Source organism: Serratia sp. CY43202 (genome assembly GCF_052168755.1).
Lineage (GTDB): Bacteria > Pseudomonadota > Gammaproteobacteria > Enterobacterales > Enterobacteriaceae > Serratia > Serratia bockelmannii.
This window is the reverse complement of sequence record NZ_JBJNMB010000010.1, coordinates 30,898-56,397: the sequence shown is the minus strand read 5'-3', so window position 1 is coordinate 56,397 and position 25,500 is coordinate 30,898. Positions and strand designations below refer to the sequence as shown.

General features: G+C 59.8%; 17 protein-coding genes. 13 read left to right on the top strand and 4 right to left on the bottom strand.

Annotated features, from left to right (window positions below; genetic code table 11):
- Window positions 1-130 precede the first annotated feature (130 nt).
- From ACJ8J5_RS20125 to ACJ8J5_RS20110, 4 genes are read left to right on the top strand one after another with little or no spacing between them, the layout of a single operon-like run.
- Window positions 131-6,106, top strand: a complete 5,976-nt coding sequence (locus ACJ8J5_RS20125) for an alpha-2-macroglobulin family protein (protein ID WP_414104925.1) — start codon at window positions 131-133, stop codon at window positions 6,104-6,106.
- Between the two features lie 49 nt (window positions 6,107-6,155).
- Window positions 6,156-8,504 (top strand): penicillin-binding protein 1C, encoded by a 2,349-nt coding sequence (gene pbpC, locus ACJ8J5_RS20120; protein ID WP_414104923.1) that lies wholly within the window; start codon window positions 6,156-6,158, stop codon window positions 8,502-8,504.
- 60 nt (window positions 8,505-8,564) lie between these two features.
- Window positions 8,565-9,335 carry a tRNA pseudouridine(65) synthase TruC gene (gene truC / locus ACJ8J5_RS20115; RefSeq protein WP_414104922.1) on the top strand — a complete coding sequence of 257 codons (771 nt, stop codon included), beginning with the start codon at window positions 8,565-8,567 and terminating at the stop codon, window positions 9,333-9,335.
- 33 nt (window positions 9,336-9,368) lie between these two features.
- A complete protein-coding gene (locus ACJ8J5_RS20110; RefSeq protein WP_033644870.1) occupies window positions 9,369-9,821 on the top strand; it encodes a flavodoxin in 453 nt (150 codons plus the stop codon).
- A 57-nt stretch (window positions 9,822-9,878) separates the two neighbouring features.
- On the opposite strand, the gene ACJ8J5_RS20105 is transcribed toward ACJ8J5_RS20110, so the two are convergent.
- The 4 genes from ACJ8J5_RS20105 to map form a co-directional block, all read right to left on the bottom strand.
- Window positions 9,879-10,268 carry a DUF3461 family protein gene (locus ACJ8J5_RS20105; RefSeq protein ID WP_004931929.1) on the bottom strand — a complete coding sequence of 130 codons (390 nt, stop codon included), beginning with the start codon at window positions 10,266-10,268 and terminating at the stop codon, window positions 9,879-9,881.
- A gap of 129 nt (window positions 10,269-10,397) precedes the next feature.
- Complete coding sequence (gene dapD, locus ACJ8J5_RS20100; protein ID WP_025304039.1) at window positions 10,398-11,222, bottom strand: 2,3,4,5-tetrahydropyridine-2,6-dicarboxylate N-succinyltransferase; 825 nt, start codon at window positions 11,220-11,222, stop codon at window positions 10,398-10,400.
- A 42-nt stretch (window positions 11,223-11,264) separates the two neighbouring features.
- Window positions 11,265-13,928, bottom strand: a complete 2,664-nt coding sequence (gene glnD, locus ACJ8J5_RS20095; RefSeq protein WP_342096182.1) for a bifunctional uridylyltransferase/uridylyl-removing protein GlnD — start codon at window positions 13,926-13,928, stop codon at window positions 11,265-11,267.
- A gap of 72 nt (window positions 13,929-14,000) precedes the next feature.
- Complete coding sequence (map, locus tag ACJ8J5_RS20090; RefSeq protein ID WP_004931936.1) at window positions 14,001-14,795, bottom strand: type I methionyl aminopeptidase; 795 nt, start codon at window positions 14,793-14,795, stop codon at window positions 14,001-14,003.
- A 345-nt stretch (window positions 14,796-15,140) separates the two neighbouring features.
- On the opposite strand from map, the gene rpsB reads away from it, so the two are divergent.
- From rpsB to bamA, 9 genes are all read left to right on the top strand, one after another.
- Window positions 15,141-15,866, top strand: coding sequence for a 30S ribosomal protein S2 (gene rpsB / locus ACJ8J5_RS20085; protein ID WP_016929891.1), 726 nt, complete (start codon window positions 15,141-15,143; stop codon window positions 15,864-15,866).
- 129 nt (window positions 15,867-15,995) lie between these two features.
- Window positions 15,996-16,847 carry a translation elongation factor Ts gene (gene tsf / locus ACJ8J5_RS20080; RefSeq protein ID WP_025304037.1) on the top strand — a complete coding sequence of 284 codons (852 nt, stop codon included), beginning with the start codon at window positions 15,996-15,998 and terminating at the stop codon, window positions 16,845-16,847.
- Window positions 16,848-16,995: 148 nt separating this feature from the next.
- The gene (pyrH, locus tag ACJ8J5_RS20075) at window positions 16,996-17,721 is read left to right on the top strand and encodes a UMP kinase (RefSeq protein ID WP_004931940.1); all 726 of its coding nucleotides are present in this window, start codon (window positions 16,996-16,998) and stop codon (window positions 17,719-17,721) included.
- Between the two features lie 119 nt (window positions 17,722-17,840).
- Window positions 17,841-18,398 carry a ribosome recycling factor gene (gene frr / locus ACJ8J5_RS20070; protein ID WP_004931943.1) on the top strand — a complete coding sequence of 186 codons (558 nt, stop codon included), beginning with the start codon at window positions 17,841-17,843 and terminating at the stop codon, window positions 18,396-18,398.
- 157 nt (window positions 18,399-18,555) lie between these two features.
- Window positions 18,556-19,752, top strand: coding sequence for a 1-deoxy-D-xylulose-5-phosphate reductoisomerase (gene ispC / locus ACJ8J5_RS20065; protein WP_060435085.1), 1,197 nt, complete (start codon window positions 18,556-18,558; stop codon window positions 19,750-19,752).
- 277 nt (window positions 19,753-20,029) lie between these two features.
- Window positions 20,030-20,788, top strand: a complete 759-nt coding sequence (ispU, locus tag ACJ8J5_RS20060; RefSeq protein WP_025304035.1) for a (2E,6E)-farnesyl-diphosphate-specific ditrans,polycis-undecaprenyl-diphosphate synthase — start codon at window positions 20,030-20,032, stop codon at window positions 20,786-20,788.
- A 9-nt stretch (window positions 20,789-20,797) separates the two neighbouring features.
- Entirely contained in the window at window positions 20,798-21,640 is an 843-nt protein-coding gene (gene cdsA / locus ACJ8J5_RS20055) for a phosphatidate cytidylyltransferase (protein ID WP_043139905.1), read from the top strand.
- A gap of 27 nt (window positions 21,641-21,667) precedes the next feature.
- A complete protein-coding gene (gene rseP / locus ACJ8J5_RS20050; protein WP_025304033.1) occupies window positions 21,668-23,023 on the top strand; it encodes a sigma E protease regulator RseP in 1,356 nt (451 codons plus the stop codon).
- A gap of 35 nt (window positions 23,024-23,058) precedes the next feature.
- Window positions 23,059-25,485 carry an outer membrane protein assembly factor BamA gene (bamA, locus tag ACJ8J5_RS20045; RefSeq protein WP_414104920.1) on the top strand — a complete coding sequence of 809 codons (2,427 nt, stop codon included), beginning with the start codon at window positions 23,059-23,061 and terminating at the stop codon, window positions 25,483-25,485.
- Window positions 25,486-25,500 lie beyond the last annotated feature (15 nt).

Below are 25,500 nucleotides of genomic sequence, written 5' to 3'. Positions count from 1 at the left end.
AGATTTTTGCCGTCCGGCAGTGTAGAGTACTCGCGCGGATGCCGGGCAGGAGAGCCGACGGTGTCTTTCGGCTCGGTTGAACCGCGACGGTTGACCGGGGGCTGCATTAGGATGATGAGGTGCTGCAATAATGGATTTATTAAGGTTTATCCTGCGTTTGCCTTTTACCCTGGTTAAGGGCGTTTGTCGCCTGCTGGGTGGGGCGTTGTCGCTGTTGGGACGGTTGCTGAGACCGCTGGTCGGCAACCTCAGCTGGCGCGCGCCGGCCTGGTGGGCTGCGCTGCCGCGCGGTTTTTTGCGGCTCGAAAGCGGCGTGGATAAACACCCGAAAGCGATCGGTCTGGGCCTGCTGCTGCTGGCGGGGGCCGCGGGCGGCGCGTTTTACGGTTGGCACTGGTGGCAAAATCGGCCCCAGCCCATCGAGCCGGCGCCGTTGGTGGTTCAGGAGATCAGCGCCGAGGTGGCCAACCCCGAGCCGATAGATTACGCCGCCGCCCGGCAGGCGCCGCAAACGGTGAGCCTGACCTTCAGCGGCTCGGTCGCGCCGATCGCCGTGGTGGGTAAAACCGTGAGCGCCGGTATCACCCTCAAACCGACGGCGGAAGGGCAGTGGGCGTGGAGCAATGAATCAACGCTGGTGTTCTCGCCGAAAAAACCGCTGCCGATGGGGGCGAAATATGAGGTGGCCCTGGAGCCCGCCACCTTGCTGGCGCCGCAGGTCAAGCTCGCCAAAACCCGCTATGCCTTCACCGTGCCCGCGTTCGATTACCGTCTGGGGCAGGCCGAGTATTACCGCGATCCACAGAATGCACAGAAACGCAGCGCGATTTTCAATCTGCAGTTCAACGCGCCGGTTGACGTCGCCAGCTTTGAAAAACAGATTTCGCTGGGATTGAAGGAAGGCAGCACGTCCTCCGAGAAAAAGCTGAACTTCTCTCTGGTCTATGACGAGAAAAAACTGAACGCCTGGGTGCATTCCGAGCCTCTTCAGGCGCTGGATCAGGGCGGCGCGGTGCATCTGACCGTCGGTAAGGGCGTTAAATCGACGGCGGCCGGCAACGCGGTCGCAGAGGCGAAAAGCAACTGGGTCAAGGTACCCACCCTCTACAGCCTGGCGCTGAGCGACGCCAGCGCTCAGGTCGTGGACACCGACGGCGGCCAAGGGCAGCGTGCGCTGGTGGTCGGTTTCAGCGATGCGGTGAAGGATAAAGAGTTGGTGCGGGCCACCAAAGCCTGGCTGCTGCCGCAGCACGATCCGAGCGATGCCGAGGCCGCCAACGATGCCGAAGACTTCTATCAATGGACGGTCGACAGCGTCGGCAAAAACGTGTTGGCGCAGGCGACGCCACTGCCGTTGACGCTTAACGAGGCGGAAGAGGCCTATCAACCGCAGTTCAGCTTCCGTTTCGACGCCCCGGCGCACCGCTTTGTGTTGCTCGAGATAGATAACCAACTGGTCTCCGTCGGCGGTTACAAAATGCCGAAGAAGGTTTATCGGGTGGTCGAAGTGCCGGAGTTCCCGAAATCGCTGCAGTTCATGTCGCAGGGCTCGCTGCTGTCGGTTAACGGTGACAAGCAGATCAGCGTGGCGGCGCGCAACGTGGCGGGCCTGCGGCTGGACATCAAACGGGTGATCCCGAGCCAGCTGCAGCACATCGTCTCCTTCAAAAGCCGGGACTACTCGTCCACGGAATTCAACCGTCTCAACGACGAATATTTCACCGAGCATTTCAAATACCAAACGGCGCTCAACAACGAGCGGCCGGGGGAAGTGAACTATCAGGGCATCGATCTCTCCCGTTATCTTTCCACCAACGCCAGCTCCCATCGCGGGGTATTCCTGCTGACGCTGTCCGAATGGCAGCCGAACCGAAAACCGGCGGCGGAAGAGGCGGGCGCCGAGCAGGATCAGGAACAAGATGAAAGCGAAGGGGAAGAGCAGCCCGACGTCGGCGATTCGCGCTTTGTGGTGGTGACCGATCTGGGCATCGTCGCCAAGAGCTCGCAGGATAAGACGCGCGATGTCTTTGTGCAGTCGATCCAAAGCGGCGCACCGGTCAGCGGCGCCACCGTGTCGGTAGTGGCCAAAAACGGCGTGACGCTGCTCAGCCAAACCACCGGTGCCGACGGCCACGTGCGTTTCCCGGCGCTCGATGTATACACCAACGAGCGCCAGCCGGTGATGTTCCTGGTGGAAAAGGAAGGGGATGTCTCCTTCCTGCCGACCGGTAGCTATAACGATCGCGGGCTGGACTTCTCGCGCTTCGACGTCGCCGGTGAACAAACGCCGACCGATCCGCGCACCCTCAGCAGTTATCTATTCTCCGATCGCGGCGTTTATCGGCCGGGGGATACTTTCAATATTGGCCTGATCACCCGCGCCGCCGACTGGGGCGTTGGCCTGGCCGGCGTGCCGGTGCGTGCCGAAATTCGCGATCCGCGCGACAAGCTGATGTCCACCGTACCGCTGACGCTGGGCGCCAGCGGTTTCAACGAGCTGAGCTATACCACCGATGAAAACTCACCGACCGGCGAGTGGAACGTCTATCTGTATCTGATCGGCAAAAACAACGATACCTCCACGCTGCTCGGCCATACCGCGGTCAATGTGAAGGAGTTCGAACCGGATCAGCTGAAAGTGAAGCTGGCGTTGACGCCGGACCGCCAGCAAGGCTGGGTAAAACCGTCTGAGCTGAAGGCCAGCATCGACGTGCAGAACCTGTTCGGCACCCCGGCGCAAGATCGCCGCGTGACCACCAGGCTGACGCTGCGGCCGATGTATCCGAGCTTCGATCGCTTCCCGGATTATGCGTTCTACGAAAACCGGCAAAACAGCGACGGGTTCGAAACCGAGCTGGAAGATCGCACCACCGATGAGCATGGCGCGGCCGATATTCCGCTCGATCTGAAATCCTACGCCGACGCGACCTATCAGCTGCAGCTGTTGTCGGAGGCGTTCGTCGCCGGCGGCGGGCGTTCGGTGGCGGCTACCACCCGTACGCTGGTTTCGCCTTACGATTATCTGATTGGGGTGAAGGCCGACGGCGATCTGGGCTACATCAATCGCGACGCGGAGCGGCATCTGAATGTGATCGCCATCGATCCGGCCCTGAAACAGATCGCCATGCCGAATCTGAAGCAGGTGCTGATCGAACAGAAATACATTTCGGTGCTGACCAAACAGGATTCGGGCGTTTACAAATACCAGTCGAAGATGAAGGAAGTGCAGCTGTCGGAACAGCCGCTGGCGCTGAGCGAGCAGGGCGCGGATCTGCGGCTGACGACTGATAAGCCGGGCGACTTCGTGCTGGTGATTGAAGATGCGCAGGGCAAGACGCTCAACCGCGTCGCCTACAGCGTGGCCGGCAACGCCAACCTGAGCCGTTCGCTGGATCGCAACGCCGAACTGAAGCTGAAACTGAACCAGGCGGAATACCAGCCGGGCGAGGAGATCGAGGTGGCGATTAACGCGCCTTATACCGGCAGCGGTTTGATCACCATCGAGAAGGACAAGGTTTACGCCTGGCAGTGGTTCCACAGCGATACCACCAGCTCGGTGCAGACGATCCGCGTGCCGGCCGGCATGGAGGGCAACGGCTACATCAACGTGCAGTTCGTGCGCGACATCAACTCCAGCGAGATCTTCATGAGCCCGCTGAGCTACGGCGTGATGCCGTTCAAGATCAGCACCAAGGCGCGCCAAAACAGCCTCGAGGTGACGGCGCCGGCGGTCATCAAGCCGGGTGAAAACCTGACGATGACGGTCAAGACCGATGCGCCGCAGCAGGTGGCGCTGTTCGCCGTCGATGAGGGCATTCTGCAGGTGGCGCGTTACCGCCTGAAGGATCCGCTGGAGTTCTTCTTCAGCAAGCGCGAACTGAACGTGAGCAGCTCGCAGATCCTGGATCTGATCCTGCCGGAGTTCAGCAAGCTGATGGCGCTGACCGCGGCGCCGGGCGGCGATGCGGGCGAAGGGTTGGATCTCAACCTCAACCCGTTCAAACGCAAGCGTGACAAGCCGGTGGCCTACTGGTCCGGCATTACCGAAGTCAGCGGCGAGAAGCAGTTCGTCTACCCGGTGCCGGACTACTTCAACGGCAAGATCCGCGTCATGGCGATTTCGGTGACGCCGGAGAAAATCGGCAAGGCGCAAACCGCCGCCACGGTGCGTGACAGCTTCATCATGACGCCGAACGTGCCGGCGATGGTGGCGCCGGGCGATGAGTTCGACGTCAGCGTGGGCATCAGCAACAACCTCGAAGGGCTGAACGGCCAGTCGGCAGCCATCAACGTCCTGCTGACGCCGCCGCCGCAATTGGAGGTGGTGGGCAACGCGACGCAAAGCCTGACGCTGGCGGAAAAACGCGAGGGCGTGATCGCTTTCCGCCTGCGCGCCAAAGCCGTTTTGGGCGATGCGCCGCTGGTGTTCGACGCCCGTTACGGCGACCAGGCCAGCCGCCGCACCGTCAGCACCTCGGTGCGGCCGGCGGCGCCGTACCGCACCCAGTCGGTGATGGGGCGCATGAGTGGCAGCAGCCAGAACGTCGATGGCCTGCGCCAGATGTTCGATGCTTTCGCGCAGCGCCGGGCTGCGGTGTCGAATTCACCGCTGGTGCTGACCAATGGGCTGGCGCAATACCTGGCGGATTACCCATATTACTGTTCCGAGCAGATCGTCAGCCGTTCCATTCCGCTGATGCTGCAGAGCCGTCACCCAGAGATGAAAAGCAGCCTGAGCCAGGCGGAAGTCAGCAAGCAGCTGCGCAATCTGCTTGGCGTGCTGCGCGCCCGCCAGAACGACAGCGGGGCGATCGGCGCCTGGCGTTCATCGCCGGATGCCGATCCTTTCGTCACGCCTTATGTGGTGCAATATCTGCTCGAAGCCAAAGCGGTGGGCTACGCCCTGCCGGAAGGCATGCTGGATGAAGCCAACGGCGCGTTGCGCGAGCTGGCGGCCAGCGGGTTCGACGATCTGTATCTGCTGCGCCTGCGCAGCTGGGCGGTTTACCTGCTGACGCTGCAGGGCGAAGTGACCACCAACTCGCTGGCGGCGGTGCAGGATACGCTGCAAAAACGCTATGGCGAGGAGTGGAAAACCGACCTGAGCGCGCTGTATCTGGCCTCTTCCTATCGCCTGTTGAAGATGGACGACGAAGCCGCCGCGTTGCTGCAACCGAGCTGGCAGCAACTGAGCAAAGCCTATGACAGCGCCTGGTGGACGCAGAACTATTTCGATCCGCTGGTGCAGGATGCGACGCGGCTGTATTTGATTACCCGTCACTTCCCTGAGAAGGTGGCGTCGATTCCGCCGCAGGTGCTGGAGAACATGGTCAAGGCGCTGAAAGAAGAGCGTTACACCACGTACTCCTCTGCAATGAGCATCCTGGCGCTGGAAAGCTATTCGACTGAGGTGGCGGCGCAATCCGCCAATGCGGACGCGTTAGGCATCGTGCAGGTGGGCAAAAGCGGCAGCGAGCCGCAGCGCATCAGTGAGCTGCAGGGGCTGTTCGTTCAGGGGCAGTTTAACGCCGATGCCACCGCCGTGCGCTTCACCAACGGCGGCAATGCGCCGGCCTGGTATGTGGTGACGCAGGCCGGTTACGATCTGAATGCGCCGCAAAAAGCGCTGTCGCGCGGCATTGAGATTGTCCGCGATTACACCGACGAGCAAGGCAAAGCGGTGACGCAGGTGACGCTGGGGCAGAAGATCAACGTCCATCTGAAGGTGCGCGCCAACTCGAAAGAGGGGCAGAGCAACCTGGCGATCGTCGATCTGCTGCCGGGCGGGTTCGAAGTGGTGCAGCAGACGCCGCCGGAACCGGCCGATACCGGCGAGGAGAGCGACGATCGCGGCGGCTGGCAGTCGCCGCTGGCCGCCACCGGCTCTACCTGGGCGCCGGATTACAGCGATATCCGCGAAGATCGGGTGATTATCTACGGCAACGCCGGCACCGAGGTGCAGGAGTTCGTCTATCAGATCAAGGCCACCAATACCGGCAGCTTTATTGTTCCACCGGCCTACGGCGAAGCCATGTACGACCGTGAAGTGCAGGCCATGTCGGCCGGCGGCGGCAAGCTGGTGGTGGTGCCGGCGGGCAACGACTAGGCCGTATCCGGCGCCAGGCCAGCGTCTGGCGCCGATATGTTGAGAACGTATGAAGATCCTGACCGGGCGCGTGCTGCAAAACGGCTTGATGGCGGTGTTTTTACTGGCGCTGCTGCTGGCCGCGATTCGGCTGTGGCCGCATCCGCCCCTGTGGCAGGGGCTGCCGCAGTCTTCCGTTTATTATGACAGGCACGGCGCGCTGCTGCGCATCACGCTGGCCAACGACGATCGTTATCGGCTGTGGACCCCGCTGGATCAGGTGTCGCCGCTGGCGGTGCGCGGGCTGCTGCTGCACGAGGATCGCTGGTTCTACTACAACCCCGGCTTTAACCCCGTCAGCCTGATGCGCGGCTTCTGGCGCAGCTATGTCGCCGGCGGCAAAATGCAGGGCGGATCGACCATCAGCATGCAGCTGGCGCGGATGCGCTGGCATCTCAATACCCGCACGCCGGGCGGCAAGCTGCTGCAGGTGCTGCGTGCGGTGCAGCTGGAGCTCAGCTATTCCAAGCGCGATATCCTGGAAGCCTACCTGAATTACGCCCCCTACGGCCGCAACATTGAAAGCATCGGCGCCGCCAGCCTGATCTATTTCGCCAAGTCGCCGAAGGCGCTGACCCTGCCGGAGGCGCTGACGCTGGCGGTGCTGCCGCAGTCGCCCAGCTACCGTCTGGAGCCAAAAACCGGCGTGCTCGGTGCCGCATTGACGCAGGCGCGCAACCGTCTGTTCCAGCGCTGGCAGCAGGTTTACCCGACCGACGCCAGCCAGCAAACGCTGTTCCGCCTGCCGCTGGCGCTGCGGCAGCCTGAACAAGTGCCTTATATTGCGCCGCACTTTATCGAACAGCTACGCCTGCAGACGCAGCAACTGGTGCAGCGCGATACCCGCGTAGACACGACGCTGGACGCCGGGTTGCAGCGGCTGGTCGAGCGGCAGGTTAACGCCTTTATCGCCCGCAACCGCAGCCGCGTCATTCAAAACGCCGCGGTGCTGCTGGTGGACAGCCGCGATATGGGGGTGCGCGCGCTGGTAGGATCGGCGGACTATTACAATCGGCCGATCCAGGGGCAGGTGAACGGCACCAACGCCAAACGTTCGCCGGGCTCGACGCTGAAGCCGTTCATCTACGCGCTGGGCATGGAGCAAGGCGTGTTGCATCCGATGACTATCCTGAAAGACGTGCCTTCGTCGTTCGGCGCCTATGCGCCGGAAAACTTCGACCGGCGCTTTCTCGGCCCGGTGACCGCCACCGACGCGCTGAACTTCAGCCGTAACATCCCGGCGGTATATGTCGCCTCGCAGCTGCGCCAGCCGACTTTTTATCAGTTCTTACGCCTGACCGGCGTCGCCAATATGGCCAATGAGAGCCACTACGGGCTGTCGCTGGTATTGGGCGGCGGTGAGGTGACGGCGCAGGAATTGGCGAAGCTGTATGCGCTGCTGGCGAACCGCGGCGAGCTGCGGCCGCTTCGCATGCGATTGAACGAGGCCGAATCGACGCCGGTGCGGCTGCTGAGTGAGGAGGCCAGTTTCATCACGCTGGATATGCTGCGCCAGCACCGGCGGCCGGGCGATACGCTGGCACAGCGTTCTTCTTCGCTGCCGGTGTATTGGAAGACCGGGACTTCATGGGGCTTTCGCGACGCCTGGAGCGTCGGAATCTTCGGCCCTTACGTGCTGGTGGTGTGGGAAGGCAACTTCGACGGGCGCGGCAACAATGCGTTGGTCGGCGCCGAGGCGGCCGCGCCGCTGTTTTTCAATATCATCGACAGCGTCAACGCCAGCTACCCTGGCCTGCGGGAACCGAAACATCCGTTCCCCCAACGGCTGCGGCGGGTGGAGATTTGTCTCGCCAGCGGCGATCTGCCGACGCCGTGGTGCCAGCAAAAGGGCAAGACCTGGTTCATTCCCGGCAAGTCGCCGATCAAGGTGGACAGCGTCTATCGGCCTGTGGTGCTGGATATTCACAGCGGCGAGGTCGTTTGCCCGCCGTATGACGCGGCGCAGACTCGTACCGAAATCTTTGAATTCTGGCCTTCCGATTTGGCCAACGTGTTCGCCCAGGCCGGGCTGCCGAAACGGACGCCGCCGGTTAACCGCTGCAAGGATAACGGCATCGCCGTCGGCGGCAACGCACCGCGCATCACTTCGCCGCTGAAAAATACCACCTATACCCTGCGCCAGTCGCAGCAGGGGCGGGACAAAATCGCCTTCAATGCGGTGACGGATGCCGACAGCAAGACGGTGTACTGGTTTGTCGACGATATCTATCTCGGTAGCAGCGCCAGCAAAAAGCCGATCGACTGGCGGCCGATCAACAACGGGCGTTATCGCATTCGGGCGGTGGACGATCGCGGCCGCGCCGATACGCGCCTGGTGACCATCGAATGGGTAAACTAGCGCTGAGCCGCACGCCTGTTATACTCGCGCCCGAAACGGTTATTGACCTGGGAAAGCGATGTGATTGAGATTTTGTATCAGGATGAACACCTGGTGGCGGTGAACAAACCGTCGGGCTGGTTGGTACACCGCAGTTGGCTGGATCGTCATGAAACACGTTTTATGATGCAAACGGTGCGCGATCAGCTCGGGCAGCACGTCTTTACCGTGCACCGTCTCGATCGCCCGACCTCCGGCGTGCTGCTGATGGCGCTTTCCAGCGAGGTGGCGCGCCTGCTGTCGCAGCAGTTCGAGCAGCATCAGGTGCAGAAAACCTACCATGCGGTGGTGCGCGGTTACGTGCAGGAGGGGGCGACCCTCGACTACCCGCTGACGGCGGAGCTGGACAAAATCGCCGATAAACATGCCGATGCCGACAAGGGGCCGCAGCCGGCCGTCACGCACTACCGGCCGTTGGCGCAGGTAGAGATGCCGGTGGCCGTCGGCCGCTACGACAGCGCGCGTTACAGTCTGGTGGAACTGCAGCCGGAAACCGGCCGCAAGCACCAATTGCGGCGCCACATGGCGCATCTTCGCCATCCGATCATCGGTGACAGCAAGCACGGCGATCTGCGGCAGAACCGTGGGATGGCGCAGCATTTCGGCTGCCCGCGCCTGATGCTGCACGCCAGCCATCTGCAGCTGACGCACCCGGTGAGCGGCGAGCCGCTGCAGGTGACGGCGCGCTGGGACGAAGACTGGCAAGGGGTGATGGCGCAGTTCGGCTGGGCGGGGGTATTCCCTGAACTTGCCGGGGTTGAGTTTAGCACGGCTAACGGTCAGGATAGCTGACAATTTTTAAAGGTAATGAAGGGAGTAGGAGCCATGGCTCAGGTTGGTATCTTCGTGGGAACGGTCTACGGCAATTCGCTGCTGGTGGCGGAAGAGGCGCAAAACATCCTCAGCGAGCAGGGCCATGAGGTCAAACTGTTCGAAGAGGGCACGCTGGAGGCCTGGCAGTTTTATCGTCAGCACTACGCGCTGGTGATCACCTCCACTACCGGGCAGGGCGATCTGCCGGACAGCATCGCGCCGCTGTTCCACGCTATCCGCGATCAGGTTGGCTATCAGCCGGAGCTGCGCTATGGGCTGATCGCCCTCGGCGACAGCAGCTATGACCACTTCTGCGGCGCCGGGCGCACGTTCGATGCGCTGCTGCAGGAACAGGGCGCCACCCGCGTTGGCGAAGTGCTGGAAATCGATGCGATGGAACAGCCGGAGCCGGAAGTGGCCGCCTGCCCGTGGGTCGAGCAGTGGGGCACGCTGCTGCAGTCATAACGTAAAAAGGCGCCGTAACAGGGCGCCTTAACGATGATGCGGATCAGCCGATCCGCATTATTTGCCGCGGGTGAGTTTTTCCAGATCGGCTTCGATCTCGGCAATCTTGTGCGACACCACGCCCTCGAGATGGCGCAGGTCGTCGAGGATTTTACGCTTCAGATCCACTTCCACCTGATCGCGCTGGCACAGCTGATCCAGTTCGTCGATCACGTAACGCAGGTTCGGGTTGATCTCGTGAATTTCCTTGTAGCCCTGGCCGGCGTTGTCCGCCACCACGGTTTTACGCTGGCGCGGATACTTGAACTTCACGCTCTTGGCGAAGAACTCGCCCTTGTCCTTGCGGAAATAGATCTTGAGGATGTCGTTGTTGGCCTCTTGACGCAGGCTATAGCGATCGACGTCTTCCGGTTGATTGATGCCCAAACTCTTCAAGTTATCGTACATACTGCGCCCTCTTTAGATGTGATCGTTATATTCCACGACTGCGATTATGGCGGAAAGCGAGATCTGCGACTGTGACTGCCAGCGAAACGCAGACAAAAAAATAGCGGGTGAATCACCCGCTATTTCAATTTAGTCGATAGTACGCAATAACTCATTAATGCCGACTTTACCGCGCGTTTTGGCGTCGACTTTCTTGACGATCACCGCGCAGTACAGGCTGTAAGAACCGTCTTTCGACGGCAGGTTACCGGAAACCACCACCGAACCCGCCGGCACGCGGCCGTAATGGATTTCGCCGGTCTCGCGGTCATAGATGCGGGTGCTCTGGCCGAGGTAGACGCCCATCGAAATCACCGAGCCTTCTTCCACGATCACGCCTTCCACCACTTCGGAGCGCGCGCCGATGAAGCAGTTGTCTTCGATGATGGTCGGGTTGGCCTGCAGCGGCTCCAGCACGCCGCCGATGCCGACGCCGCCGGACAGGTGAACGTTCTTGCCGATCTGCGCGCAAGAACCGACGGTGGCCCAGGTGTCGACCATGGTGCCTTCGTCGACGTAGGCGCCGATGTTAACGTAAGACGGCATCAGCACGGTGTTGCGCGCGATGAACGCGCCCTGGCGCACGGTGGCCGGCGGCACGACGCGGAAACCTTCCTTCTGGAAGCGCGCTTCGTCGTAGTCGGCGAATTTCATCGGCACTTTGTCGTAGTAGCGGGTTTCCGCGCCGTCCATTACCTTATTGTCGTTGATGCGGAAAGAGAGCAGCACGGCTTTCTTCAGCCACTGATGGGTGACCCATTGACCGTCGATCTTCTCGGCAACGCGCAGGGCGCCGCTGTCCAACAGGCCGATCACTTGGTTTACCGCTTCGCGCGTTACGGTGTCTACGTTCACCGGGGTGATGTCCGCACGGCGTTCGAAGGCGCTTTCAATAACGTTCTGTAATTGCTGCATGCTGTTCTCTTTCCTGATGTTGTCGGTAAAAAGTTACTTGTATCACATTTTATCGTTCGGGGTGAGGGCCTCTGTCAACCGTTGCTCCAACTTTCTGCGCGTTTCTTGGTCGAGCGCGTGCCGCTCGCCGTCAGCCAGGATAAACAAATCCTCGACCCGCTCGCCGATGGTGGAAATGCGCGCGCCGTGCAGTGACAGCCCCAGATCGGCGAACACTTCGCCCACCCGCGCCAGCAGGCCGGGTTGGTCGAGCGCCGTCAGCTCCAGGTAGCTGCGGCGATCGGTGTGGGTCGGCAGGAAGGTGACCTCGGTCGGCACGCTGAAGTGGCGCAGCTTGGAAGAGGGGCGGCGCACACGCGGCGGCTGATACTCTCGTTGGGTGATGGCCTGTAGCAGCGCCTGACGGATCGCCGCGTGGCGATCCTGCGCCAGCGGGCTGCCGTCCGGTTCCAGCACGATAAAGGTGTCCATCGCCATACCGTCGCGGTTAGTGAAGATCTGTGCGTCGTGCACGCTCAGGTTGCGGCGATCCATCTCCCCGGCGACGGCGGCGAACAGATAAGGACGATCCGGGCTCCAGATGAAGATCTCGGTGCCGCCGCGCGTCGCCTGGCGGCTGACCAGCACCAGCGGCTGGGTGGAATCGTGGGCAAGCAGATGGCGGGCGTGCCAGGCCAGCTGATTCGGCGAGTGGCGCAGGAAATAGTCGGCGCGGCAGCGGCTCCAGATGCGGTGCAGCGCCTCTTCGTCGATGTTGTCCATGCGCAGCAGCGCCAGCGCCTGCAGCCGATGGTGGCGCACGCGTTCGCGCAGATCCGGGCTGTTTTGCATGCCGCGGCGCAGCTGTTTCTCGGTGGCGAAATACAGCTCGCGCAACAGGCTCTGCTTCCAGCTGTTCCACAGGGTTTCGTTGGTGGCGCAGATATCCGCCACCGTCAGGCATACCAGGTAGCGCAGGCGAGTTTCGCTCTGCACTTCGCTGCTGAACTGCTGGATCACCGTCGGATCCTGGATATCGCGGCGCTGCGCGGTGACCGACATCAGCAGGTGGCAGCGCACCAGCCAGGCCACCAGTTGGGTTTCTCGTGAGTTGAGACCGTGCAGCTCGGCGAACTCGACCACGTCCTCCGCGCCGAGGATCGAGTGATCGCCGCCGCGCCCTTTGGCGATATCGTGGAACAAGGCCGCCAGCAGCAGCAGTTCCGGGTGCGGCAGGCGCGGATACAGCTCCACGCACAGCGGATGGCGCGGCCGGGTTTGCGCATCGGCGAAGCTCTCCAGCTTCTGCAGCACCCGGATAGTGTGTTCGTCGACGGTATAGGCGTGGAACAGATCGAACTGCATCTGCCCGACGATCTTGCCCCACTGCGGCATATAAGCCCACAGCACACTGTGACGGTGCATCGGCACCAGCGCGCGCGACACCGCGCCGGGGTGGCGCAGGATGGCCATAAACAGATCGCGCGCTTCCGGGATGGTGCACAGCGGCTGTTTCAGGTGACGGCGCGCGTGGCGCAGCTGGCGCACGGTGGTGGAGTAAATGCCTTTGATCTCGCGGTTGCGCACCATCAGGTAGAACATGCGCATGATGGCTTGCGGCTCGCGGATGAACAGCGTTTCGTCACGCAGATCGATCAGATCGCCGCGCAGCTGGAAATCGTCGTTCAGCGGACGCGGTTTCTCGGTGGCGTCCAGCGCCAGGATGGCCTCGTCGAACAGCTGCAGCAGCATGTGGTTCAGCTCGCTGACGCGCCGCGTCATGCGGTAGAAGTCTTTCATCATGCGTTCGACCGGCTCGTTGCCTTCACCTTCATAGCGCAGCAGCTGCGCCACGTTGAGCTGACGATCGAACAGCAGACGGTTGTCGTAACGCGGCAGCACCAGATGCAGCGCAAAGCGGATGCGCCACAGGAAGCTCTGACATTCGTTCAGTTCGTTGCGCTCGGCCTGGGTGAGGAAACCGAAGCCGACCATTTCGTCCAGCGAGGTGGCGCCGAAGTGGCGGCGCGCCACCCACAGCAGCGTGTGGATATCGCGCAGGCCGCCGGGGCTGCTTTTGATATCCGGTTCCAGGTTATAGCTGGTGCCATGGTAGCGCTGGTGGCGTTCCTGCTGCTCGTTGATCTTGGCGTGGAAAAACTGCGGCGAAGGCCAGAAGCCGTCGCTGAAGATGTGTTTTTGCATCTGCAGGAACAGCGCGACGTCGCCGCAGATCATGCGCGATTCGATCAGGTTGGTGGCCACGGTCAGATCCGCCAGCCCTTCCAGCAGGCACTCTTCCAGGGTGCGCACGCTGTGGCCCACCTCCAGCTTGAGATCCCACAGCAGGGTGATGAATTCGCCGACTCGCTGCGATTGCTGTTCCGTCAGCCGGCGCTGGCTGAGCACCAGCACGTCGATGTCCGACAGCGGATGCAGCTCGCCGCGGCCGTAGCCGCCGACCGCCACCAGCGCGGTTTCCGGGATATCTTCGAAGCCGTAGAAGGTCCACAGCCGGCGCAGCAGGCGATCGATGAAGTCGCTGCGCGCCGCCACTAGGCTTTCGGCGCTGGAGCCGGCGTCGAACGCCGCCGCCAGCCACAGCTGAAACTGCTCCAGCCGCTGTTTCAGCACCAGGCAGGTGAGGTCGTCGTCGCCGTAGGCGCTGGGAGAGACGGGTGGCATCGGCACGGCCGGGGCCGCCTGTTGAAGAAGATTGTCAGACATAGTGCGCAGCCCATAAAAAGGCCGGCATAAGCCGGCCTGGTGATATTCTGCACGCGGCGTTCGTCGCGGTGCTTACATCTCGTGCGTAATGATGTTGGGGATGGTGTCATCCTTGCGCAACGTCATTATTTCGCAGCCGTTATCAGTGACCACAATAGTATGCTCATACTGCGCCGACAAGCTGCGATCTTTGGTTTTTACCGTCCAGCCGTCTTTCATGGTGCGGATGCGGTAGTCGCCGGCGTTGACCATCGGTTCGATGGTGAAAGCCATGCCTGCCTGTAGCACCACGCCGCCGTCGTCCGCGTCATAGTGCAGCACCTGCGGCTCTTCGTGGAACACTTCGCCGATGCCGTGGCCGCAGTACTCGCGCACCACGGAGAACTTCTCGGCTTCGACGAATTGCTGAATAGCCTTGCCCAGGGTGCGCAGACGGATGCCCGGTTTGACCATCTTCAGCGCCAGATACAGGCTTTCCTGAGTGACGCGGCACAGGCGCTCGCCCAGAATGGTCGGTTTGCCGACGATGAACATCTTAGAGGTGTCGCCATGGAAACCGTCTTTAATCACGGTCACGTCGATATTGACGATGTCGCCGTCTTTCAGCGTTTTGTCGTCGCTCGGGATGCCGTGGCACACCACTTCGTTCACCGATATACACACGGATTTCGGGAAGCCGTGATAGCCGAGGCAGGCGGAAATGGCCTGCTGCTCGTTGGTGATGTACTCGTGACAGATACGGTCCAGCTCGCCGGTGGTCACGCCAGGTTTGACGTGCGGCTCGATGATCTCCAGCACTTCGGCGGCCAGGCGGCCGGCCACGCGCATTTTTTGGATGTCATCAGGTGTTTTAATTGAGATTGCCATGAAATTTGTCCGCAGGTGTCGTTATCGTCGACAATAAGAAGCAGTGACTTATGGTATCAGCCCGGCCGGAGGCTGCCAAATTTCATTTCCCGACGCCCGGCGAAAAGCAACAAAAGTTGGTGTCGGCAGCGGGTTTATGGTATAAAGCGCGCCGGCGATCCGCGACTTGGTTCTTGTGACCTGGCAGGAATTGGCCGAAAATACTTTAACTGCACTCATTTTGTGTAAATAACACACACGTATCGGCACATCCGCCGGGGTGCCCTGAGGTGACTTGTCGCCGCCAGGGTCGGCGTTATGGGATACGTGGAGGCATAACCCCAATTAATCTATAGAGGTTTAATCATGGCAACTGTTTCCATGCGCGACATGCTCAAGGCTGGTGTTCACTTTGGTCACCAGACCCGTTACTGGAACCCGAAAATGAAGCCTTTCATCTTCGGCGCTCGTAACAAGGTTCACATCATCAACCTGGAGCAGACCGTACCAATGTTCAACGCCGCTCTGGCTGAACTGAGCAAGATCTCTTCCCGTAAAGGCAAGATCCTGTTCGTTGGTACCAAACGCGCAGCAAGCGAAGCGGTAAAAGACGCTGCGAACAGCTGTGACCAGTTCTTCGTGAACCACCGCTGGTTGGGTGGCATGCTGACTAACTGGAAAACCGTTCGTCAGTCCATCAAACGTTTGAAAGATCTGGAAATCCAGTCTCAAGACGGCACCCTGGACAAGCTGACCAAGAAAGAAGCGCTGATGCGCACTCGTGAACTGGCCAAGCTGGAAAACTCCCTGGGCGGTATCAAGGATATGGGCGGTCTGCCAGACGCACTGTTCGTTATCGATGCCGATCACGAGCACATCGCGATCAAAGAAGCCAACAACCTGGGTATCCCGGTATTCTCTATCGTTGATACCAACTCCAACCCAGACGGCGTTGACTTCATCATCCCTGGTAACGACGACGCAATCCGTGCAGTAAACCTGTACCTGACTGCTGTTGCTGCCGCTGTGCGTGAAGGTCGTTCTCAAGATCTGGCCGTTCAGGCGGAAGAAGGCTTCGTAGAAGCTGAATAATAAGGCAAGCTCGTCACTGAGCCCTTATTAACCAGGTATTGACATATGTTGGTTAGGGGGGCCTGTAAAGGCCCCCTTTGCTTATCTGAATGAGAACTGTCTCCACGCGAGATAACCGAGGAAAAATAAATGGCTGATATTACCGCTGCCCTGGTAAAAGAACTGCGCGAGCGTACCGGCGCTGGCATGATGGATTGCAAGAAGGCGCTGGTTGAATCCAACGGCGACATCGAACTGGCAATCGAAAACATGCGTAAGTCCGGTGCGATCAAAGCCGCTAAAAAAGCAGGCAACGTAGCTGCTGACGGCGTGATCAAAACCAAGATCGAAGGCAACTACGGCATCATTCTGGAAGTTAACTGCCAGACTGACTTCGTCGCGAAAGACGCCGGTTTCCAGGCGTTCGCCGACAAAGTGCTGGATGCCGCTATGGCCGGCAAAATCACTGACGTTGACGTGCTGAAAGCACAGTTCGAAGAAGAGCGCGTAGCGCTGGTGGCAAAAATCGGTGAAAACATCAACATTCGCCGCGTTGCTTCCCTGGAAGGCGACGTGCTGGGCAGCTACCTGCACGGCGCGCGTATCGGCGTTCTGGTTGCGGCTAAAGGCGCTGACGACGAGCTGGTCAAGCAAATCGCAATGCACATTGCGGCGAGCAAGCCAGAGTTCGTGAAGCCAGAAGACGTGTCTGCTGAAGTGGTAGAAAAAGAGTACCAGGTTCAGCTGGACATCGCCATGCAGTCAGGCAAGCCGAAAGAAATCGCAGAGAAAATGGTTGAAGGCCGCATGAAGAAATTCACCGGCGAAGTTTCTCTGACCGGTCAGCCTTTCGTTATGGATCCGAGCAAATCTGTTGCTCAGGTGCTGAAAGAGCACAACGCTGACGTGACCAACTTCATTCGCTTCGAAGTGGGCGAAGGCATCGAGAAAGTCGAAACCGACTTCGCTGCTGAAGTTGCCGCGATGAGCAAACAGTCTTAATGACTGTCGATGGAACCGCCGTCTGGCGGTTCCATACTATCCAGCCAGAATTACACCGGTGGCAGGCCCTGCAGCGTGATACTCACCTCAGGCGCGTTTCATCGGCTGAAATCCCCAATACTAATACTGCTTCTTAGGACAGAACACCATGGCAACCAATGCAAAACCCGTATATCAGCGTATTCTGCTTAAACTGAGTGGCGAAGCCCTGCAAGGTGCAGAAGGTTTTGGTATCGACGCCAGCGTTTTGGATCGCATGGCTCAGGAAGTGAAAGAGCTGGTCGAACTGGGAATTCAGGTCGGTGTAGTTATTGGCGGCGGGAACTTGTTCCGCGGCGCGGGCCTGGCGCAAGCCGGCATGAACCGCGTAGTGGGCGACCACATGGGAATGCTGGCTACCGTGATGAACGGCCTGGCTATGCGTGATGCACTGCACCGTGCCTATGTGAACGCCCGCCTGATGTCGGCGATCCCGCTGAACGGCGTGTGTGATAATTACAGCTGGGCAGAGGCGATCAGCCTGCTGCGCAACAACCGCGTGGTGATCTTCTCCGCCGGTACCGGCAACCCGTTCTTCACCACCGATTCCGCCGCTTGCCTGCGCGGTATCGAGATCGAAGCCGACGTGGTGCTGAAAGCCACCAAAGTGGATGGCGTATACTCCGCCGATCCGGTGAAAAACCCGGATGCGACGCTGTATGAACAATTAACCTATCAGGACGTGCTGGAGCGCGAGCTGAAAGTGATGGATCTGGCGGCGTTTACGCTGGCCCGCGATCACGGTCTGCCGATCCGCGTGTTCAACATGAACAAGCCTGGCGCACTGCGCCGCGTGGTGATGGGTGAGAACGAAGGTACGCTGATCAGCAAATAAGGCTGTTCGCCCCCCTTTTTCGGAGCGCGTGACGCCAGGCGCCGCGCGCTCTTCGAGTACGATTACGGGCTATACTTGAGTATCGCCTGCCAAGTAACCAGCTTCCAAGGGTTTGCAACGTGACTAATGAAATCAGAAAAGATGCTGATTCACGCATGGAAAAAAGCGTAGAAGCATTCAAAAACCAAATCAGCAAGATCCGCACCGGCCGCGCTTCTCCAAGCATTCTGGACGGCATCATGGTGGAATACTACGGCGCCGCTACGCCGCTGCGTCAGCTGGCCAACGTAACCGTAGAAGACTCCCGCACGCTGAAAATCAACGTGTTCGACCGCAGCCTGAGCCAGGCCGTTGAGAAAGCGATCATGAGCTCCGATCTGGGCCTCAACCCGTCTTCCGCCGGTTCTGACATTCGCGTTCCGCTGCCTCCGCTGACCGAAGAGCGTCGTAAGGATCTGATCAAGATCGTGCGCGGCGAAGCCGAGCAGGGCCGCGTAGCGGTGCGTAACGTGCGTCGTGACGCCAACGACAAGGTCAAGGCGCTGCTGAAAGACAAAGAGATCAGCGAAGACGAAGAACGTCGCTCACAAGACGAGATTCAGAAAATGACCGACGCTTACATCAAGCTGGTCGACGCCGCGCTGGCGGAGAAAGAAAAAGAGCTGATGGATTTCTAATCAGCATCGCGCAGAAAGAAAGCGTCGCCTGGGCGGCGCTTTGTTTTTTGTGGCGCAGATCCCGTTTCATCGTACTGAAAGATCATGGACAAGCGGTGTCCAAGGTTCCACACTGGAACACCTCCGATCTCATCAGACAGTTATTCAGAGTGAACTCATGAAGCAACTGACCATTCTTGGCTCGACCGGCTCGGTAGGGACCAGTACCCTGGCCGTGGTCAGGGCGAATCCCGACCGTTTTGCGATCAAAGCGCTGGTGGCCGGCCGTAACGTCGCGCTCATGGCGCAGCAATGCATGGAATTCCGGCCCGCCTTCGCCGCGATGGCGGATGAAAACGCCGCGCGCGAGCTGCGCGCTGTCCTGGCGGAAAACGGTGTCGCTACCGAAGTCTTGGCCGGAGAACAAGCGGCCTGCGAGCTGGCAGCGTTGGATGACGTCGATCAAGTGACGGCGGCCATCGTCGGCGCTGCGGGGCTATTGCCGACGCTGGCGGCGATCCGCGCCGGCAAACAGGTACTGCTGGCCAACAAAGAATCGCTGGTCACCTGCGGCCGTCTGTTTATGGACGCGGTGCGGCAAAGCCAGGCGCAACTGCTGCCGCTCGACAGCGAGCACAACGCAATTTTTCAGAGTTTGCCTGAGAACATTCAGCGTCAGTTGGGATACTCTTCACTGGACAGTCATGGTGTTTCGCGCATCGTGCTTACCGGTTCCGGCGGCCCGTTCCGCACCACGCCGTTGGAACAGTTCGCCGCGATGACGCCGGATCAAGCCTGCGCCCACCCGAACTGGTCGATGGGCCGCAAGATCTCGGTGGATTCCGCCACCATGATGAACAAAGGTCTGGAATACATTGAGGCCCGCTGGCTGTTTAACGCCTCGGCCGAGCAAATGGAAGTGATCCTGCACCCGCAGTCGGTGATTCACTCGATGGTGCGCTATGCCGACGGCAGCGTGCTGGCGCAGTTGGGGACGCCGGATATGCGCACGCCGATCGCCCACGCGATGGCGTATCCGCAGCGCGTGAACTCCGGCGTGGAAGCGCTGGACTTCTGCCGCATCGGTTCGCTGACCTTCGCCGAACCGGAACGCGAACGTTATCCTTGCCTGTACTTGGCGATCGAGGCGTTCGAGGCCGGTCAGGCGGCGACCACCGCGCTGAACGCGGCCAACGAAATCGCCGTGGCGGCATTTTTGCAGCAGCAGATCCGCTTTACCGACATTGCCGCGGTCAACCGCCAGGTGGTGGAACGTCTCGCGCTGCAGGAACCGACCTGCATCGACGCGGTCTTAGACATTGACCGTCAGGCGCGCGCCGCTGCCGAGGAGCGCGTTCGCGCGTTGTGCGGCTGATCACGGCGATTATCCGATTTTGCTCGTAATTCGCGCGTGCCGCAGCGGGGCCGTTTGTTCATGCCCCGCTGAGGTGGTATAGTCTGCGCCACCTGTCAGCGGTTATACCGTTGAATTATGGCCCGATTGGCGCTCTGTGCGCCAATGGCGGCCCGGCTGTGCCGGGTATCGCGAGGGCAGGCTGAAAGCCGTGTCGGGCACACGGCTTTTTTTGCGCGTAAGGGCCTGATGTTCCGGAAAGGCAGTTATATTTCTACTGAGGAAATAAGTACGAGTTATGTCGTCCGCAAACCAACAAGAGGCTAATCCATCTTCCCAGGGGCCGCGCCATGTCGCCATTATCATGGACGGTAACGGACGCTGGGCCAAACGTCAGGGCAAGTTACGTGTCTTCGGTCATAAAGCAGGGGTGAAATCGGTTCGCCGCGCGGTCAGTTTTGCCGCCAGCCACCATTTAGATGCACTCACGCTTTATGCCTTCAGCAGCGAAAACTGGAACCGTCCGGTGCAGGAAGTCTCCGCCCTGATGGAGCTTTTTGTCCGCGCTCTGGATAGTGAAGTAAAAAGCCTGCATAAACATAACGTCAGGCTGCGGGTGATCGGCGATATCAGCCGATTCAGCGCGCGTTTGCAGGAGCGGATCCGCCGCTCTGAAGCACTGACGGAAAATAACGATGGCCTGACGCTCAATATCGCTGCCAACTACGGTGGCCGTTGGGATATCATTCAGGGAGTAAGGGAACTGGCCGAACAGGTACGGGTAGGGGAGTTGCACCCGGATCAGATCAGCGAGGAATTATTGAGCGAGCGGGTTTGCATGAGCGACCTGGCGCCGGTGGATCTGGTTATCCGCACCGGTGGCGAGCATCGCATCAGTAACTTCCTGCTGTGGCAAATCGCCTATGCTGAACTTTACTTTACTGATGTGCTCTGGCCTGATTTCGATGAACTTGTCTTTGAAGGTGCGCTGAATGCATTTGCACAACGTGAGCGCCGCTTCGGGGGAACAACACCTATCGGCGCCGATGCGTCCTAGGGAGAACTTTTGCTGAAGTATCGCCTCATAACTGCTCTGATTTTAATCCCGATCGTTATCGCGGCGCTGTTCCTGTTGCCGCCGCTGGCCTTTGCTCTGGTAACGCTCGTCGTGTGCATGTTAGCAGCCTGGGAGTGGGGCCAATTGGCCGGTTTTACCTCCCGTTCGCAGCGCATCTGGTTGGCGATACTGTGCGGTTTTCTGCTGGCGTTGATGATGCTCAGCGTCCCCGCTTACCATCAATCCGTGCCGCAGATAAGCGGCTCGCTGTGGCTGTCGCTGGCCTGGTGGCTGGCGGCGTTGCTGCTGGTGTTGTTCTATCCCGGTTCGGCCTCTATCTGGCGCAATTCGCGCCCGCTGCGCCTGCTGTTCGGCTTGCTGACCATCGTGCCGTTCTTTTGGGGCATGCTGGCGCTGCGCCAGTTCGGCTACGAGCAAAATCCGTTTACCGGCGCCTGGTGGCTGCTGTACGTGATGCTGCTGGTGTGGGGCGCGGATTCCGGTGCCTACATGTTCGGCAAGCTGTTCGGCAAGCATAAACTGGCACCGAAGGTCTCGCCGGGTAAAACCTGGGAAGGGTTGATCGGCGGGCTGCTGACGTCGGCGGTCATTTCCTGGCTGTTCGGCCGCTACGCGCCACTGAACGTGGTGCCGACCACGCTGTTGGCCTGTTCGGTGCTCGCCGCGCTGGCTTCGGTGCTGGGCGATTTGACCGAAAGCATGTTCAAACGCGAAGCGGGCATCAAGGACAGCGGGCATTTGATTCCCGGTCACGGCGGCATACTGGATCGTATCGACAGCCTGACCGCGGCGGTGCCGGTGTTTGCCTGCCTGATGCTGTTGGTGTTTTAATCCGTCGATGACGGAAAGTGAGGGATGATGGTCAGCGTGCTTTGGAACCTGGTGGCGTTTCTGATTGCGCTCGGTATCTTGATTACCGTGCATGAGTTCGGACACTTTTGGGTTGCCCGTCGTTGCGGCGTGCGCGTTGAACGCTTTTCCATCGGCTTCGGCCGGGCGCTGTGGCGCCGTACCGATCGCCAGGGCACCGAGTACGTCATCGCCTTGATCCCGCTTGGCGGTTACGTGAAGATGCTGGACGAGCGCGTGGAGTCGGTGGCGCCAGAAATGCGCCATCAGGCCTTTAACAACAAAACCGTCTGGCAGCGCGCGGCCATCATCAGCGCCGGCCCCATCGCCAACTTCCTGTTTGCTATCCTTGCCTATTGGCTGGTGTTCATCATCGGCGTGCCGAGTTTCCGCCCGGTGATCGGCGAAATCGCGCCGCAATCCATCGCCGCCAAGGCCGAAATTTCGTCTGGCATGGAACTAAAGTCGGTTGACGGCATCGAAACGCCTGATTGGGAATCAGTTCGTCTGGCGCTGGTGGCGAAGATTGGCGATGCGCAAACCGAAGTCGGCGTCGCGCCGTTCGGCTCTTCGCAGGTGGTGACCAAAACCCTGGATTTGCGCCAGTGGAACTTTGAACCGGACAAGCAGGATCCCGTTGTCGCGCTGGGCATTATGCCGCGCGGCCCGCAGATCGAATCCGTGTTGGCGGAAGTGCAGCCTAACTCGGCGGCGCAAAAGGCGGGTTTACAAGCGGGGGACAGGATCGTTAAAGTCGATGGTCAGCCGTTGGGTCGTTGGCAGACGCTGGTGAAGCGTATCCACGATGGCCCGGGGCAGCCGCTGGCTTTGGAGATTGAAAGAAACGGCGCCCCCTTGTCTTTGACGCTGATACCGGATACAAAGCCGGTGGGAAAAGACAAATCGGTGGGGTTTGCAGGCATCATTCCAAAGGTGCTGCCGCTGCCGGAAGAGTATAAGACGATTCGCCAGTATGGACCGTTCCCGGCGCTGTATCAGGCCGGCGACAAGACCTGGCAGCTGATGCGGCTGACGGTCAACATGCTGGGCAAATTAATAACCGGTGATGTAAAGCTGAACAACCTGAGTGGCCCGATCTCGATTGCACAGGGAGCTGGGGCGTCAGCCGGAGTCGGATTCGTGTATTATCTGATGTTCCTGGCGTTGATTAGCGTCAACCTGGGGATCATCAACCTGTTCCCATTACCGGTGTTAGATGGTGGGCATCTCCTCTTCCTGGCGATAGAAAAGCTGAAGGGTGGGCCGGTTTCCGAGCGAGTACAGGACTACAGCTACCGCATAGGTTCGATCGTGCTGGTGTTGTTGATGGGTCTTGCACTTTTCAATGATTTTTCCCGCCTCTAGGGGCGGGGATAGGTTAGGAAGAACGCATAACAACGATGGCGATGAAAAAGTTGCTCATAGCGTCGCTGCTGTTTGGCAGCGCCACCGTATACGGTGCAGACGGGTTCGTAGTGAAAGACATTCATTTCGAAGGCCTGCAGCGAGTTGCCGTCGGTGCGGCGTTACTCAACATGCCGGTTCGCGTCGGCGATACCGTCACTGACGATGACATCAGTAATACCATTCGTGCCTTGTTTGCCACCGGCAACTTCGAGGACGTGCGCGTACTGCGCGATGGTAATACCTTGATCGTGCAGGTGAAGGAACGTCCTACCATCGCCAGCATCACTTTCTCCGGCAACAAGTCGGTGAAAGATGACATGCTCAAGCAGAACCTGGAAGCCTCCGGCGTCCGGGTGGGCGAGGCGCTCGACCGCACCACGATCTCCAGCATTGAAAAAGGGCTGGAAGACTTCTACTACAGCGTCGGTAAATACAGCGCCTCGGTGAAAGCCGTAGTCACGCCGTTGCCGCGCAACCGTGTCGACCTGAAACTGGTGTTCACGGAAGGGGTCTCCGCCAAGATTCAACAAATCAACATCGTCGGCAACCATGCTTTCACCAACGACGAACTGATCTCACGCTTCCAACTGCGTGACGAAGTGCCGTGGTGGAACCTGGTCGGCGACCGCAAATACCAGAAGCAGAAACTGGCGGGCGATCTCGAAACCCTGCGCAGCTTCTATCTGGATCGCGGCTATGCCCGCTTCAACATCGATTCTACCCAGGTGAGCCTGACGCCGGATAAAAAAGGCATCTACATCACCATCAACATCACCGAAGGCGAGCAGTACAAGCTTTCCGATGTTGTCGTGAATGGCAACCTGGCCGGCCACTCGGCGGAAGTCGCTCAGATCACCAAAATTGAGCCAGGCGAGCTGTACAACGGCAGCAAGGTGACCAAAATGGAAGACAACATCAAAACGATGTTGGGCCGTTATGGTTACGCCTACCCGCGCGTCGGCACTCAGCCTGAGATCAACGACGCGGATAAAACCGTCAAGCTGCACGTCAACGTTGACGCGGGCAACCGCTTCTACGTGCGTCGCATCAAGTTCGAAGGTAACGACACCAGCAAGGATTCCGTACTGCGTCGCGAAATGCGCCAGATGGAAGGCGCCTGGCTCGGCAACGAGCAGGTCGAGCAGGGTAAAGAGCGTCTGAACCGTCTGGGCTATTTCGAAACGGTTGACGTGGAAACCCAGCGCGTGCCGGGCACCGCCGATCAGGTCGACGTGACCTATAAGGTGAAAGAACGCAACACCGGTACCTTTAACTTCGGCGTCGGTTACGGCACCGAGAGCGGCGTCAGCTTCCAGGCCGGCGTGCAGCAGGATAACTGGTTGGGTACCGGCTACTCGGTCGGCATCAGCGGCACCAAGAACGACTACCAGACCTATACCGAACTGTCGGTCACCAACCCGTACTTCACCGTTGACGGTGTGAGCCTGGGCGGCCGCATTTTCTACAACGACTTTAAGGCGGATGACGCGGATCTGTCGGACTATACCAACAAGAGTTACGGTATCGACGGCACGCTGGGCTTCCCGATCAACGAAAACAACTCGTTGCGCACCGGCCTGGGCTACGTCCACAACGGTCTGTCGAACATGCAGCCGCAGATCGCCATGTGGCGTTACCTCAACTCGATGGGCGTGGATGCGAACAAGACCGACCGCGCCAGCTACTCGACGGACGACTTTACGCTGAACCTGGGCTGGACCTATAACAACCTGGACCGCGGCTACTTCCCGACCTCGGGTAACCGCACCACGTTGAACGGCAAGGTCACCATTCCGGGCTCGGACAACGAATACTACAAGGTGACGCTGGACAGCGTACAGTACGTGCCGATCAACGACGACCGCACCTGGGTGCTGTTGGGTCGCGGCCGCCTGGGTTACGCGGATGGGCTGGGCGGCAAGGAAATGCCGTTCTATGAGAACTTCTATGCCGGTGGTTCGAGCACCGTGCGCGGCTTCCAGTCCAACACCATTGGTCCGAAGGCGGTGTACTACAATTCCAACTCGTACCAGTGTCAGTTCAACGCCGGCAGCACGACCGATCGTCAGAGCATCTGTAGCTCGGATGACGCGGTAGGCGGTAACGCCATGGCGGTCGCCAGCCTGGAGCTGATCACCCCGACGCCGTTCATCAGCGAGAAATACGCCAACTCGGTGCGGACGTCGCTGTTCATCGATGCCGGTACCGTGTGGGACACCAAGTGGAAGAATACCAACGAAACGCTGATGTACGGCGTGCCGGACTACAGCAAAGCCAGTAATATTCGTTCTTCCGCCGGTATCGCGCTGCAGTGGATGTCGCCACTGGGGCCGTTGGTGTTCTCTTACGCCAACCCGATCAAGAAATACGAAGGCGACAAGTCCGAACAGTTCCAGTTTAACATCGGTAAGACCTGGTAACGGGTCTCGCCTCTG

Bases quoted from the DNA above. Each gene is read 5' to 3' on its own strand.
- pbpC (WP_414104923.1), top strand. From the start codon at position 6,156: ATGAAGATCCTGACCGGGCGCGTGCTGCAAAACGGCTTGATGGCGGTG.
- pyrH (WP_004931940.1), top strand. From the start codon at position 16,996: ATGGCAACCAATGCAAAACCCGTATATCAGCGTATTCTGCTTAAACTG.
- rseP (WP_025304033.1), top strand. From the start codon at position 21,668: ATGGTCAGCGTGCTTTGGAACCTGGTGGCGTTTCTGATTGCGCTCGGT.
- ACJ8J5_RS20105 (WP_004931929.1), bottom strand. From the start codon at position 10,268: ATGTACGATAACTTGAAGAGTTTGGGCATCAATCAACCGGAAGACGTC.
- ispU (WP_025304035.1), top strand. From the start codon at position 20,030: ATGTCGTCCGCAAACCAACAAGAGGCTAATCCATCTTCCCAGGGGCCG.
- ACJ8J5_RS20125 (WP_414104925.1), top strand. From the start codon at position 131: ATGGATTTATTAAGGTTTATCCTGCGTTTGCCTTTTACCCTGGTTAAG.
- dapD (WP_025304039.1), bottom strand. From the start codon at position 11,222: ATGCAGCAATTACAGAACGTTATTGAAAGCGCCTTCGAACGCCGTGCG.
- tsf (WP_025304037.1), top strand. From the start codon at position 15,996: ATGGCTGATATTACCGCTGCCCTGGTAAAAGAACTGCGCGAGCGTACC.
- rpsB (WP_016929891.1), top strand. From the start codon at position 15,141: ATGGCAACTGTTTCCATGCGCGACATGCTCAAGGCTGGTGTTCACTTT.
- glnD (WP_342096182.1), bottom strand. From the start codon at position 13,928: ATGTCTGACAATCTTCTTCAACAGGCGGCCCCGGCCGTGCCGATGCCA.
- bamA (WP_414104920.1), top strand. From the start codon at position 23,059: ATGGCGATGAAAAAGTTGCTCATAGCGTCGCTGCTGTTTGGCAGCGCC.
- ispC (WP_060435085.1), top strand. From the start codon at position 18,556: ATGAAGCAACTGACCATTCTTGGCTCGACCGGCTCGGTAGGGACCAGT.
- ACJ8J5_RS20110 (WP_033644870.1), top strand. From the start codon at position 9,369: ATGGCTCAGGTTGGTATCTTCGTGGGAACGGTCTACGGCAATTCGCTG.
- map (WP_004931936.1), bottom strand. From the start codon at position 14,795: ATGGCAATCTCAATTAAAACACCTGATGACATCCAAAAAATGCGCGTG.